This window comes from Flectobacillus sp. (genome assembly GCF_049240685.1).
Lineage (GTDB): Bacteria > Bacteroidota > Bacteroidia > Cytophagales > Spirosomataceae > Flectobacillus.
Genome location: NZ_JBMLSD010000308.1, coordinates 12,308 through 26,254, shown reverse-complemented (window position 1 = coordinate 26,254; position 13,947 = coordinate 12,308). Strand labels below are relative to the sequence as shown.

Here is a 13,947-nt window from a genome sequence, read left to right as displayed (position 1 = left end):
TACAAATCCTAGATTTGAGTTTTTAGCCCAAAGTATATGATGATGTACTTTTTCTGGCTAATTATAAAAAATTGACTATGATAAACCGTCATAGTACAATTTTATACAGAAAAGATTTATTACTTTTGACTAATTCTTTTCAAATCTCAATGCAAAGATTACCGTAATTACCAAGCCTATTGATGCAGCCAATTTTGGCAATGTAAAAAAACTCAAAAGCGAGGTAATTATTCTGAAAACAATACCATGACACAACCGTTAGCATATATTCATCCAAACGCCAAAATCGCTGAAAATGTAGTTGTTGAGCCTTTTTCAACAATTTATCAAGATGTAGAAATTGGCGAAGGAACTTGGATTGGTCCCAACGTAACAATCTTTCCTGGTGCAAGAATTGGTAAAAATTGCCGAATTTTCCCCGGAGCGGTTATCTCTGCCATTCCTCAAGACCTTAAGTTTGACGGAGAAGAAACAGTAACCATCATTGGCGATAACACAACTATTCGGGAATGTGTTACCATCAACCGTGGCACAAAAGATAAATTTAAAACTGAAGTAGGAAAAAACTGCCTTCTGATGGCCTATGTACATATTGCCCACGATTGTATGGTCGAGGATAACTGTGTGATAGCCAATAGTGTACAAGTGGCGGGACATGTCCATATTGGCGAATTTGCACGTATAGGAGGCGCCTGTGCCATTCATCAGTTTGTCAAAATTGGTAAACATGTAATGATTTCTGGTGGCTCTTTAATCCGTAAAGATGTACCTCCTTTTACTAAATCAGCTCGTGAACCTCTTTCTTACGTTGGTGTCAATTCGATTGGCTTACGTCGTAGTGGCTTTAGTGATGAACAAGTAAACTTGATTCAGGATGTTTATCGATATATCTTCCTCAAAGGCTTTAATACCTCTGAGGCACTAGCAAATATTGAACAAGATATTGCTGCTACTCCTGAGCGCGATGAGATTGTCGAGTTTATCCGTAGCGCCGAACGTGGCATTATCAAAGGCCCTATTTGAGCATAGTGTTAAGACTTTTCGTACAATTCAACTAGGTAAGACAGCCCCGCTGTCTTACTTCTTTTTTTATGGAAATTATTACCGAAAATCTAGGAAAAAAATTTAGAAATGAATGGATTTTTAAATCTGTAAATCTCCACTTCCAAGTCGGAGCGTCATATACTTTTACAGGTTCAAATGGTAGCGGAAAATCAACTTTTCTTCAAATTTTATCAGGTTTCATTCCCGCTTCAGAAGGCAAAATCCTAGCTTCAAAAAACCAACAAACCCTAGAACTCGAACATCTTTATAGGGAAATCAGTATGGCAGCGCCATATCTGGAACTCATTGAAGAATTTACCTTAGAGGAACTCCTTCAATTTCATATTCAATTCAAACCCCTCATTCAATCGTATTCAATAAAGGACTTTATCGAATTTATTGAGCTTCCCAAAGCGAAACAAAAAGCTATTAAACATTTTTCTTCTGGAATGAAACAGCGTGTTAAGCTAGGATTAGCCTTTTGGTCTGATACTCCTATTATTATGCTCGACGAACCTTCTTCTAATCTCGATGCCAAAGCCACAGGTTGGTATCTCGAAAATGTACAAAAATACGCTCAAAACAGAATGCTCTTCATTTGTTCAAACCAACCCAATGAATACGAGTTTTGTCCTAATGTCTATAATATTCAAGATTATAAATAGCCCTTTGATAAGTTTTTAAGTCAAAAATAGACGGTAAGCTAAGGCTATATGAAGAGAATACCTATTTTTGTATTTATAAATTATTCTCAACAAAATAACGACTTTTGATTATGAAAAAAGTAGCTATCATTTTTGCTATCGTATTAGGAATACAAATTAGTACTAAAGCCCAAAGCAATTTTGGCGAAAAAATTTCAGAAAAAGGGGCTATCTCTACTACAGATTTAGCTAAAAAAATGGATGGTAAAGAACAAGTAAAGGCAAAAGTAACAGGTGTAGTAGAGTCGGTTTGCAAGGTAAAAGGATGCTGGATGAAAGTAAAATTGGAGGATGGCTCAAGTATGAGGGTTACTTTTAAAGACTATGGCTTTTTTGTACCAAAAGATATTGATGGAAAAACAGTGGTATTTGAAGGCCTTGCTCAAGTAAAAACCACCTCAGTTGGTCAATTAAAGCATTATGCGCAAGATGCAGGCAAAACACAGGAGGAAATCGAAAAAATTACTGAACCAGAAAAAGCGATTACATTTGTGGCAAATGGAGTAATTGTGAAATAGCATTGAATACATTGTGATTTGGTGAATAATTGATTATTCTTTAAATCCACCTTTCATCAGAAGAAAAGTCAGGCTTTTCTAATGTATTCTATTAAATGAAAAAGGCGGTCGAAAATCTAATTTCGATCGCCTTTTTCATTTATGGGCAATAAAAACCTAACATTTGAGTACTTTTCCCTCTAATGGTGAAACAGCTCAGGAATAATCATTCTCTCTGTCGTAATTCACTCAATTAGGTAGGTATGTCGAACTTCTTACTTTTGCGTAACCTTTAGGGTAGTTCCCCACAAAGCAATAGCAATTACAGAAACGAAATAAAGAATATTTCGAGAGTCAATTAATCCACGGCTTAAGGCTTCAAATTGATAATCCAAGCCAATTTGTGCCAGTATATAACCAAAAGAACCCATTAAGGATAGTTCTGCTAATTTTCCTACACCATAATACAAAATTAAACACATCACAAAGCCAATCACAAAAGCCACCACTTGATTATCAGTCAAAGAAGAGGAGAATACTCCCAAGGCAGCAAATACACATCCTAGGAAAAATAATCCAATGTAAGAAGTAATGACTGCGGCAGAATCAACGTTGCCTTGAGGATTACCCAATTGATATATCGAATAATAATATAAAAGTGTGGGTAATAATGATAATAGAATTAAGAAGCAACTAGCCAGATATTTTCCAAGAACAATTTCCCAAGTACCTAATGGTTTTGTAAATAGTAATTCGATAGTACCTGTCTTAAACTCCTCGGCAAAAGCTCGCATAGTGATAGCAGGAATCAAGAAAAGGAATATAAATGGAGCCACCTGAAAAAAGGAGCTCAAATCAGCAAATCCATAGTCGAGTACACTGTCTTTGAAAAACCAAACGAACAGTCCCGTTGTGATTAAAAACACGCCAATTACAATGTATCCAATAAGTGAATTAAGAAATGAATTGACTTCTTTCTGAAAAATTTGAAACATAGTTGAATTTTTGATTTACAGTTGTTCAACTGACTACCCCTATTAAACGAATTTGCTAGTGAAGAAGTATTTCTTCACTAGCAAAAGCCCATTATATCAAGCTAAACAAGATTTTCTTATACAAAGATTGGTTTTTCTTTTTTAACAATAGCCGAAATGAGCAATGAGAACAAAAAACCCAGAATTATACTTCCTAATACTCCCCACACAAACATTGCACCAGGACTCATAAATACTTTTGACATCTCTAAGGCTTGGTCAATTTGTTCAGGAGAAAGTCCCTTTTTCTCCATATCCTCCTCAGCTTTTTTCATGATTGGATCCATCGCAGTAGGGTCTATGAACTTCATATAAACAAAGCTATAGGTACTCGAAATAATTCCTGAAACTGCAGACGTCATGGCGCCAATCCCAAGACCTTGACCATAAGTCATAAAGTCATTGTTCTCTTTTCGGAACGATTTCATCGCCAAAAATGCACCAACAGCTATAACGACGTAGGCTACCCACCCTAGCGCTGGATTGCCTAGAAGCCCCATTACCATGATAAGTGTACTATAAATAACACTTAATATACCAATAATAACGCCCCATTTAAGAGCCACTTTTGTAGTAGTAGTTTGATTTTCCATGATTGATTTGTGAAAGTTTAGACTTTGGTTTAATAGCAAACTAGCGATTTGCTGATGCTATTTAACATACTGTCTACGATAATACAAAGAAATCATGATGGATGGTAAAATAGCAATAAGAGGGCGCTGTTTTACCTCCGTAAATGCAATCGAGGTTCGATCTATCGCCTTTATTCCAGCAATCAAGCTGTTATAATATTCGGGGTTGGTTTCTTTAACAATCTGCTGCTTGGCCATTGAATATTCTTTTACTGCCTCTACAACAAATTGAGATAAAAGCATTTGTCCATGCTCGGTAGAATAAAAAAGATACAATCCTCCCCCAACAAGCACAGATGCCGTAAGCGCTGTTATAAAACATACAGACAAGCCCTCCCAAAAGTGAAGCGTTTCGTCAGGATTATTTTTACGATATGCCTTTACCGCGAATATAGAAGCAATCAATATAAAGATATTGCTTGGGAACAATTTCCCAGATATAGGAATTATCCCGAGCAAATCTAAAACAAAGCAATATACAAGACACACAAATCCTGCTATTACACCAAACTTAAGAGCGTTTTTCCAGAATGTTTTATTAAACATAGATCGATAAGCGAATCAATGAAAAAATATTTCTATAAACTTTAAAATAAGCGATTCTATATCCTTGAAATCATCCTTTAGGACGATATAACTAGGCAATTACTACTAAAGCTTTACCTTTAAAAGTTTTCCCCAAGAATGGCGTATTTCTAGAATTTGATAAAATTTCGGTATAAGTCCATTCCTCATCCGTAGTAAATACCGTTAAATTAGCTTTGGTTCCTTCGACCAACTGAGGAACTGGCAATCTCAATATTTTACGGGGTTGTAGTGTTATTTTATCAATCAATTCCTCTAAAGAAAGGGTATGATTATAAGTATTCACCGCGCCAAAGAGGGTTTCGAGGCCAATAATTCCAAAATCTGCCATATCAAACTCTAGATTTTTGGATTCGTCATCGTGTGGATTATGATCTGAAACAATCGTATCGATAGTTCCATCAGCTAAACCTGCCCATAAGGCCTCCACGTCGGCCTTGGTACGCAAAGGAGGATTTACCTTGAAATTTGTATCAAAACCCATTACATCATCCTCTGTAAAACAGAGTTGATGAGCAGCTACATCGGCAGAAATTGGTAATCCTTTGGCTTTTGCCTGACGAATCAAATCAACCGATTCGGCACTCGAAATACAAGAAAAATGTAGTAGAGGTAATGTTGTATCTACCTCGGCAAACGGTGTATTTACAACATACTCTAGTAATTTCAAATCGCGCATGACCATAATTTCCTCGGCCATTTGTGGCATTCCTTTCATCCCAAGAAGGGTACTCACTGCCCCTTCGTGCATTTGTCCAAAATGAGTGAGATTGGTATCCTCAGGTCTGTTAATCAGAAGACTACCGATTGGCGAAAGGTATTGAAGCGTTTTGAGGAAAATATCTGGATTTTGAATAGGATGTTCGCCATCTGTAAAACCTACCGCACCTGCATGATGTAGGTCGATCATTTCGGTAAAATCTTTTCCTTCGCATTTGAGAGTTACTGCGGCCAAGGGATGAAATTTGATAATATCACCAGATTTACGAAGATAGTGGACACTTTCACGTGTTTGAACGGTTGGCTTGGTATTAGGCAACAACGCTATTTCAGAAAAACCACCTGCTAGTGCTGCTTTTTCTAGTGAATATAAACTTTCTTTATGTTCGTAGCCGGGGTCTTTGGCGTGTACACGCATGTCAAACCACCCCAAAGAAACACATAAATTTTCACCTTCAATAATTTCATCGGCCTCGGCAGACAGGCCCTCGCCAATTTGACGAATCACACCGTTTTCGATAAAAATATCTCTTACCTGTCCATTTAGATCAGCACCTTTTTGGATAATTTTTGCGGAACGAATCAGAATTTTCATTGTGCTATTTACTCGCATCGTACTTCGATATATGGTCAAAAAAAAGCCCTGAAAAACAGGGCTTTATACAAAATAGTAATCTAAATTAAAGTCCACAAAATCTTTTGTAAGTATCAAAATCCATCAATCCTTCTACTTCGGCAATATTTGATGGTTTGATTTTTACTAACCAACCTTCACCGTAAGCATCAGAATTGATAATTTCTGGTGAGTCAGTCACAGTTTCATTTACCTCAACGATTTCTCCAGCGATTGGCAAGAACAAATCAGATACAGTTTTTACTGCTTCGACTGTTCCAAATATGTCACCTTCAGCTAAAGTCTGACCTAATGTCTCGATTTCAACATAAACTATATCACCCAACTCGCTTTGCGCGAAATCAGTAATACCAACGATGGCAACGTCACCATCTACCTTAATCCATTCATGCTCTCTCGTATAGCGAAGTTCTTCTGGGAAATTCATCTCTTATGCGTTTACAGTTTGAAATTTGATAATTTTGTTGAAGAATTATGACGCAATTTACTGGAAAAACATCAAAATGACAATCTTTCAAACAATGATTTAATCAAGCTTACCTGTATGTTATGCAACACAACTCCTTATCCTTGAAATATACCTCTGATTAACAAGTTATTAAGGCTAATCTGATAAGCTGAAGCGTACTTGGAACCCAGCGGCAATTGTCGAACGATAGTATAAAGTTGAAACCCAAGGATTATTAAACATCTTATCGAAATACATACTTACGTTTAGCTTTTTATTTACGTTGTAGCTTACTTGTGGTCTAAACTGAAAGTTCACAAAGCCATTGGTTACTACAGTTTCTGCATCTAATTTACGTTGAATTGTTCTGGTATCTCTTACCGTCAAATTCATCTGAAACTTCATGTCGTTAGGTAATCTTACTTTTCGACCATTTACTTTAAAAGGGACAAGCATATTTGCCTTGGTAAAGCCCATACCGAACGTAAAGTCTTTGTTGCTTAATTCGGCCACTTGAGAGTTGGATAAATTTAGCCCTACACTTCTGTCCTGAGCGTACTCCAATCTAAGAGATATTTTGTTCTTAGTGGTTGCATTAAATCCTACGAATGGGGCAAATTTTTCTTCAAATTTAATGGTACTCATCACATACACAGGAATCAAAAACCCTTGCTCATTTACTCTACTAGAAAGTGGATATAGCATATTATCGATTTTCAATTCAAATGGATTGTCGTATTCTAAAGATGATACAAAATTCCCTACCGAATAAGTCGAGCTATATCTATGCGTAATCGAGATATTCGAAAAACGTTGTTTGAACCAACCTACATTGCTCAAACCATTATAATCCAACTGCCAGTTTGGTAGCGGGATATTCACGAATGGAGAGAAGCTAACCTTGTTGGGTGAAATACCACTATAAGCTGCAAAAAATGCTGGAATCAACACATCTTGCGAATTGATATCATACGACTCATTTCCATTGAAAACCCTCGAAGCCTCCAATCTTTCTTTGATGATATTTCTGTATGCCTTAAATCGATTAAAAATCGCCGAAGTTTCGTCGGGAGCATTACTGTCAAATGCAGTTAAGAATGACAAAAATGTCATTTGATAATTACCCGAACGCACTGGACTTTGATGTTTGTATGCCCCTCCCATTTCGGTAGGACGATAAAACTCTTGATAATTATCTGTTCTGCTCCATTTTCCTTCCAACTGTATTCTAAAATCTCTAAAAGGCTCTATTGAACTTCCGTAGGTAAAGTTTTGTGTTTTTGTTTGAACAAAAGGTACATTCTGAACTATACTCTTGGATAACCATCCATTAGAGGCAGCTCTTGTAAGTATATCATAATCTTGACTACCAGTCACAAAACCAAAGCCTGGAGCTGAACCATCTGCCGAACTCATCCCCAGAATCCCCGAACCAGGCATAAAGCCCGGTAAAGTGGTAGATTCATTTATGGTGTATTTAAAGTTGATACCTCGTATGGCCATGAGCAGACGAGTTACACTTCTAACAAAAGTAGGCTGAGGCTTTATAATATCTTCATCATCGCCGGGGCTTCTTGCTACATTTTTGCGCTCTACTCGTGGCTGGTTGGCCAATCGTAAAGCCCTTACTCTATTATACAAAGCCACAAAATCTATCTTTCCATTAATGCCTCGCTCTCTGGTGTTTTTTATCAAATTGCCTAAAGGAACATCCAACGAGTCACGACTATCGTATGAGCTTGCCACATATTGATAACCAAACTTATGACTATAATCTGCCGACATCCAGTCTGTCAAAGGAGATTTATTCAATGGTAATCGCCAAACAGCACCAAAGTTTTGTTCAAAATTTTTGGTACGCCCTAAGCTTTTTAGACTTCTCCAAACCGAATCTTTTTTGGCTTGTGTATCGATATCACCCTGTGGCTCGTCGATAATGGCTCGGGCATTGGCGGCATAGTTGATAATCACAGATTTGGTCAAGTTCCAACCTACATTATATTGGCGATTAAACATCCAATATTTTTCAAACATTGGGGCAACCCCATCGGTGGTCAAATCAGCGTTTCGCAATTGGGTTTTTACGAAATTGCGATCCATATCGGCGCGGACTGTAATAGAACTTGGCAAAGGAGAAATATTAATTTCTTTGATCCATCTTAATAAAGGATAATTGGATTTTATCCCTTTAAATGGCTCAATAGGCTTGGATGTACCTGCATAAGCATACATGATACCACCTCGGTGCGATACCTGACGGTATGCATCAATCAAAGTATTACTACGAGTTAGTTCGGCAAAGGAATAAGAAATTGCAATATTCTCGATATCCCATAAATGGGCTTTTCCTCCTGCTGTTTTAATTTTTCGAACGTTAGTTAAATTAATTGCTCGGCGTTCTGAATTATCCTCTACAATTTTTTGAAGCATAGCTCTTTTAGCAGGGTCCGAAATATTATTTAAGGACTGCTCAAGCGGAATGTCTGGATCTAGAGGATTAAAATGAGGCGTCGAGTTACTTTTATCATAACTGATATAAAGAGGAATTCGAAGCCCCCATTTGTCAGGAAAAAGTTTATCTAAATTTACCGTGGCCGCAATACCATAAGCATAAGAAGTTTCGCGCGAGCGTTCGGAGATTTTAGATTGAACACCTCCAAAGCCATAGCCCTTGTAGGATGCATTTAAAGTCACATTGGCAAAATCAGCCAACCTAATGCCCAGCTTCCCAACAGCAGCGTTTCCAGCAGTTTGGTCAAAACCATTTGAACGAAGCTCATCTACCCAGATACAGAAAGATTTGGGTAGTTCATCTGGGGTTTTTGGATTACGAACCCCAATCATAAGAGACATGACGGCGCTCAAATCTGGTCGACCCACCACTCGTATTCTGTACAGTTGTCCATTATTTCCTACAACACTATCCACCAAATAAGGTGTTGTCAATGCCACCTGAGCCTTATCTCTTTGTAGTTTTGCGGCACGAAGCGCATCAAATGGTATATCGATTTCATTTTCGGCAGGCCAAACCTCTGTATCCAAATATGAACTTTTTCCTTTTGGTGTAATCGTTAAGCCACGAGTTTCTACTTCATAGTAGTTATCTGTCTGATCTGTACCAATTCTTACAAATGCCGAAATGTCTCCGCTTCTAGTGTTAGCATCATCGGTTTCGGTATGAATAAACATTTTCAAATTTTTATAATTCAAAAAGTCAAAAACAGTATTTTTGAAAACTGCTCTTGAATCACCGTCTCTCAAACCATCCACACATAGGGACATCGATTGCTCATTTAAGGCTACGTTGTTGACAGTAGTTACATCTCGGTCGCGCTGAAACCCAGGAGGTACTGTATAAGGAACAGTCTTGCCAGATTTATTGGCAGGGCCATTTTCATCGATATTTACTGTCGATACTCTAAAATTGGCATCATAAGGCTCTGGCACTTCTTGTAATCCTCTCGGATTCAAATCCCCTGTGTAGGTACGATATTGATATCCCGAAAGCTGAAATGATGCAAAACGGAATACCACAGGAGCTTCCCAATCGGTCATGAACATTCGGATAAAGCGCATAGATTTGAATCCGTTGATATTCCCGACTTTGTTAGTATAATTTTTGATTGGAATTCTAAACAAATACCAATTGACACCACCTTCGGTTATTTGGTCTACGATGTAATTTTGACCAACTGCCATTTTTTCTTTTTTCATCTCGAGCTCATACTCGTAATAGGCATCAGTGTCTGTAATCGTATTATCATTGTTTAAGTCCTCTCGATCTGGTTGTTGATTACTTGCTTCAGTATATCCCGATGCTGTACTTGTGGACGATGGAGGTGAGTTATTTTCCAAACCCATATAACTTTTGTATCGCTTTACCAAACTAGAGGTATTACTAAAGCGTTCATTAAGATAATGGATAAAATCATCTCCAGAAGGGTCTTCTTCTACTTCAGCTTTTGTGTTGGCATCAATATTAAGTCCTTGTATTGTTCTGACATAATCTGCAAACTTTGCTTTTTCATTCCAGACATTATCAAAACTAGTCGGATTATTTGGTAAACCATCCAAGCCAACATCCTGCTGTTCTCGACCATTTTGCAAGTCGAAGGCATTTGTTACAAATTGTCTGGTAGGCGCTAATCCCCAGACGGTAGAATCTACATTGGCCAATGCCCCTTGTGTGATTTTTTGACCCACAGGAATACCATTTTCAAAGTTGTAACGACTATCTGGAATAAAATCCTCCGAAATATCGCCAAGGTTGAATACAAGTTTACCCCCTGTTCGATTCCTAATCAAACTAGCCTCTTTATCTTTTTCAAATTCGCCCGTGGCTCTAACAATACCTGTTCTATTTCCAGAACTAGGAGTAGCTCCTGCATCCACATCGGCAAATGGGTCCATCATCCAAAATTCTAAAGTTTCGATATTGGCATTATCAAAATCTGTATCAGAAGAAATTGCCCTAGTGATCGCACCGAAGTTCTTTTTGGGATTGGCAATAAACTGGTCTAACCTCGGATTATAGTTATATAAACCTCTTTCATTAGGAAAGTACGAAACATCCAAAATACCCACAGGTATATTGATATTGTTGGCAATAGAACGATTGGGAAATAAGGCTTGTGAAGAAACCACCCGTTCGTAAGCATAATTGGCAACATCCTGAGAATTGATTCCCAAATCGCCAGTCTCTAGACTACTCGTTCCATACAAACTATAATCTACGGTATAAGCAGAGATTTTGGCTCTATTAAAATTACTTTCGGTAGAGTTTGGTGAAATAATTGGAACCAGCGTTTTGGGAACGGAGCCAGGTCGCCAAGCGTTTGCTTGAGTATTGAGACTAAAAATATTTCGAGCAGATTCAAAGTCATCGATAAAGGCATTGCTGTTTACTGCGCTATTCACTCCGGGTATTAATCTGGCAAATTCGCCTTGAAAATCAATCGCAGAGGTTTCTTTTGTAGAGATTAGAGGAAGTGCATCCACCAATCGTGTCAGCAATAACGATTTTTTTTGAATAGCCGCATCCAACCCAAACATGGTATTGTTGATAGGTTCATTGCCAATTTGTACCCTTGTCAAAAACGCTGGAGGTGTTTCTGACAAATGTTGAAGTGTTCCACCAAGGTGAATATCCTTTCCGAGGGTATAGTCTATATGCGTTCCTAGTAAAGTTCTAATTTGGTTATTGAAAAGGTCGGGTTTCTCATAACAAATTCTGATTTCACGACCCGAGTTTGAGATACCACTGTTCAGAATTTTGACACGACCTACCTGTGGTTCTACGATAAAATCTACACCAGGTGTAAGAGAAACTCCCCCAGCTGTTACTTGAACCGAATTTCCATCAACACCCAATGGTAATGTTACATCACCTCCAAGAGACGATTGATAACTACCTTTTAAGAAAAATTTATTTTTGCTAGCTATTTGTTGTGCATCCGCTAATGTAGATGTGTATAGTTTGTCAAAAACATATTTATCTACAAACTGTGACTCGTCCGAATCAAATTTCTTTCGGAGAGTACCGCCAAATGGCTCCAATACGGGAAAGATAATCTTCCCATTTTTACTATCGATGGTTACGCCTTCAATAAAGTCAAAATTACCATCTACTTGTCGGTCGCCATTTTGGTTCAATTTATCTAAGCCCAGCACCTGCACCAAAGGAATATCTTTGACATTACGACCTTCTAGCAAACTAGGATTATCAATACCAGTATTATCGTCTTTATAAATTACCCGTAATTGGAAGCCTGTTTTGGAGATTTGAGAACCATTTAAAGAATAAACGTTTTTCATCATCAAGTTCCACATCGGGTGATTCAATACGTTACGAATGGTAGATGACTTCAACAACTTCAAAACCAGCACCTCATTATCTTGGCGATTCTGATAGTCTTCTGTCAACTCTCCTACTTTGTATTTTTGTCCATTCATGGTATACTCATAGGCCACCGCAAGCACTTCATCATTTCGTAGGGGAGTTACCAAAGAAATATATCCCAGCTCTGGACTAAAGCGATATTCTCTTTCTGTTAGCTTCTTTGCTCCTCTCAACACGTCAAAGTCAGTGCCTTTATCTAGTCCATCAGAGGTCAACAAACTTGTTGTTTGGTCTGCTTTTCTAATTTCTGCATTCGCCGTATTAGGGTCGAGGTATTTGGTATAAAGGGTATTATTTTTATTGTTCACAGGGGTGCTTCCAGTGGCACCAGAGGCGGCAGTCACCCCGTTGTTTGGATTGTAAGGGTTGGTGGGCGCTCCCTCACCTAAGTCCGAAAAACCTACAATATTACGTAGTGTTTCGGTATTCTGAGAACGGTTAGTAACATATACTTCCAAACGAGTAATAGTAATACCCGAGGCGATATAGGCAGTTTCGGTACTAGTATTTGAACGAGAGCTTTGAGTAATATCAGTTGAAGAGCCTGTGCCATTCAAAGAGCTAGTCGAAACGCCCGAAGACATAACCGAGACGCTTTTCAATGAGCTTTCATACTTGTTACGGAAAAAGGTAGAGAGGAAAAAGTGACGGTTTTCATCGTAATTATCAGCACGAATTTCAAAGGTTTTACCCTGAGACCCACCTCTCAAGGTAATACAATCTTGTTTGGAGCGCTGTTGAGCAGCCACAAGCGTAACGTCCACTTTACCAAAACGCATTAAAGTCTTGAGACCAAAAAGATTTTGAACGCCTGGAATTAGCTGACTATTGAGTGTCCAAGATGTATTTCCAACTTCGATGTTTTGTAGTATATCTTCTTCATTTGAACGCCAGTTAAGTTTAAGTTGATTTTGAAAATTAAAACTTGCTTTAGTATCAAAATTGGTATTCAGATTAAACTTATTTCCGATTTTACCTTGAAAATTAATTTGTGCTTGTTCATTAAAATTCAGGTTTCCAATGTAGCGTTGTTGAACAGGAATGGCAGGGTTATCAATAAACTGTCCAATGTATCCGATATCGAGGAGGATGTTACCATTGGGTTTAAAATCGATTTCACTTCCTCCAAAAATTCGGTCAATTGCTGGTGGTAATTCTATTTTTGGTAAAATACCCCTCCCTCTAGTTTCGTCTTTCCCATCTTGAGAGGCGGCATATTTTTTCCAATAATCTCTCACAAAGCGATTTTGTTGTACTTTCTGATATTCCTCAAAGCTCATTTGTTGAGGAGGACGATAATGGGCATCCGAACCTGTTAGTTTTTCATAAACTGTAACACGTCCTGCCGAATCCAACTTGAACTCGGTAGAAGTAGACTTAGTATCCTTGATGATAAATGGAGAGGAAGGAGATCGATCTGTGAATCTATTGGTATATCGGTCTTTAATTTTATATTTCGGACGACGCCCTGATTTTTGTACCGTATCTTGAGGTACTACAACATTCACAAATGAACTCACTGTCCAAAGAGACTTTGGACTTCGCAATGGGAACTCCCATGCCAACGAAGCGAATACCGATAAAACTAAACTTCCAGAAAGTATGTAAAACTTTTTCCTATGCACAGTTGATTGCTTAAATGTCAATAATCTTGGTGAATTGAAAATGGCACAACAAAGCCAAAACGTCCAACAAGCTCTTATATTTTGGCGCATGGGATTTTTTTAGAAGCCCATGCTATAATTGTGGC

At 38.0% G+C, this 13,947-nt stretch carries 9 protein-coding genes; 3 read left to right on the top strand and 6 right to left on the bottom strand.

Annotated features, from left to right (window positions below; all coding sequences use genetic code 11):
• The first annotated feature begins 246 nt into the window (after positions 1–246).
• The 3 genes from lpxA to ACOVQ4_RS13930 all read left to right on the top strand — a co-directional run bounded on the left by lpxA (position 247) and on the right by ACOVQ4_RS13930 (position 2,266).
• Entirely contained in the window at positions 247–1,023 is a 777-nt protein-coding gene (lpxA, locus tag ACOVQ4_RS13940) for an acyl-ACP--UDP-N-acetylglucosamine O-acyltransferase (RefSeq protein ID WP_421821238.1), read from the top strand.
• 68 nt (positions 1,024–1,091) lie between these two features.
• Positions 1,092–1,709 carry an ABC transporter ATP-binding protein gene (locus tag ACOVQ4_RS13935; RefSeq protein ID WP_421821237.1) on the top strand — a complete coding sequence of 206 codons (618 nt, stop codon included), beginning with the start codon at positions 1,092–1,094 and terminating at the stop codon, positions 1,707–1,709.
• A gap of 110 nt (positions 1,710–1,819) precedes the next feature.
• Positions 1,820–2,266 (top strand): DUF4920 domain-containing protein, encoded by a 447-nt coding sequence (locus ACOVQ4_RS13930; RefSeq protein ID WP_421821236.1) that lies wholly within the window; start codon positions 1,820–1,822, stop codon positions 2,264–2,266.
• 254 nt (positions 2,267–2,520) lie between these two features.
• Here the strand turns inward: ACOVQ4_RS13930 and gldF are convergent, their stop codons facing one another.
• The 6 genes from gldF to sprA all read right to left on the bottom strand — a co-directional run bounded on the left by gldF (position 2,521) and on the right by sprA (position 13,912).
• Entirely contained in the window at positions 2,521–3,240 is a 720-nt protein-coding gene (gene gldF / locus ACOVQ4_RS13925; RefSeq protein WP_421821235.1) for a gliding motility-associated ABC transporter permease subunit GldF, read from the bottom strand.
• Positions 3,241–3,356: 116 nt separating this feature from the next.
• On the bottom strand, positions 3,357–3,872 hold the full coding sequence (locus ACOVQ4_RS13920; RefSeq protein ID WP_421821234.1) for a DUF4199 domain-containing protein: 516 nt from the start codon (positions 3,870–3,872) through the stop codon (positions 3,357–3,359).
• A gap of 57 nt (positions 3,873–3,929) precedes the next feature.
• Positions 3,930–4,457 (bottom strand): DUF4199 domain-containing protein, encoded by a 528-nt coding sequence (locus ACOVQ4_RS13915; protein ID WP_421821233.1) that lies wholly within the window; start codon positions 4,455–4,457, stop codon positions 3,930–3,932.
• 91 nt (positions 4,458–4,548) lie between these two features.
• Positions 4,549–5,811, bottom strand: coding sequence for a dihydroorotase (locus tag ACOVQ4_RS13910; RefSeq protein WP_421821232.1), 1,263 nt, complete (start codon positions 5,809–5,811; stop codon positions 4,549–4,551).
• 85 nt (positions 5,812–5,896) lie between these two features.
• A complete protein-coding gene (gene gcvH, locus ACOVQ4_RS13905) occupies positions 5,897–6,277 on the bottom strand; it encodes a glycine cleavage system protein GcvH (protein ID WP_421821231.1) in 381 nt (126 codons plus the stop codon).
• A 177-nt stretch (positions 6,278–6,454) separates the two neighbouring features.
• Complete coding sequence (sprA, locus tag ACOVQ4_RS13900) at positions 6,455–13,912, bottom strand: cell surface protein SprA (RefSeq protein ID WP_421821230.1); 7,458 nt, start codon at positions 13,910–13,912, stop codon at positions 6,455–6,457.
• Positions 13,913–13,947: the final 35 nt, after the last annotated feature.

What these genes read in the sequence shown, in the direction of transcription:
- lpxA (WP_421821238.1), top strand. Translation starts at nt 247, where the DNA reads ATGACACAACCGTTAGCATATATTCATCCAAACGCCAAAATCGCTGAA.
- ACOVQ4_RS13935 (WP_421821237.1), top strand. Translation starts at nt 1,092, where the DNA reads ATGGAAATTATTACCGAAAATCTAGGAAAAAAATTTAGAAATGAATGG.
- ACOVQ4_RS13930 (WP_421821236.1), top strand. Translation starts at nt 1,820, where the DNA reads ATGAAAAAAGTAGCTATCATTTTTGCTATCGTATTAGGAATACAAATT.
- gldF (WP_421821235.1), bottom strand. Translation starts at nt 3,240, where the DNA reads ATGTTTCAAATTTTTCAGAAAGAAGTCAATTCATTTCTTAATTCACTT.
- ACOVQ4_RS13920 (WP_421821234.1), bottom strand. Translation starts at nt 3,872, where the DNA reads ATGGAAAATCAAACTACTACTACAAAAGTGGCTCTTAAATGGGGCGTT.
- ACOVQ4_RS13915 (WP_421821233.1), bottom strand. Translation starts at nt 4,457, where the DNA reads ATGTTTAATAAAACATTCTGGAAAAACGCTCTTAAGTTTGGTGTAATA.
- ACOVQ4_RS13910 (WP_421821232.1), bottom strand. Translation starts at nt 5,811, where the DNA reads ATGAAAATTCTGATTCGTTCCGCAAAAATTATCCAAAAAGGTGCTGAT.
- gcvH (WP_421821231.1), bottom strand. Translation starts at nt 6,277, where the DNA reads ATGAATTTCCCAGAAGAACTTCGCTATACGAGAGAGCATGAATGGATT.
- sprA (WP_421821230.1), bottom strand. Translation starts at nt 13,912, where the DNA reads ATGCGCCAAAATATAAGAGCTTGTTGGACGTTTTGGCTTTGTTGTGCC.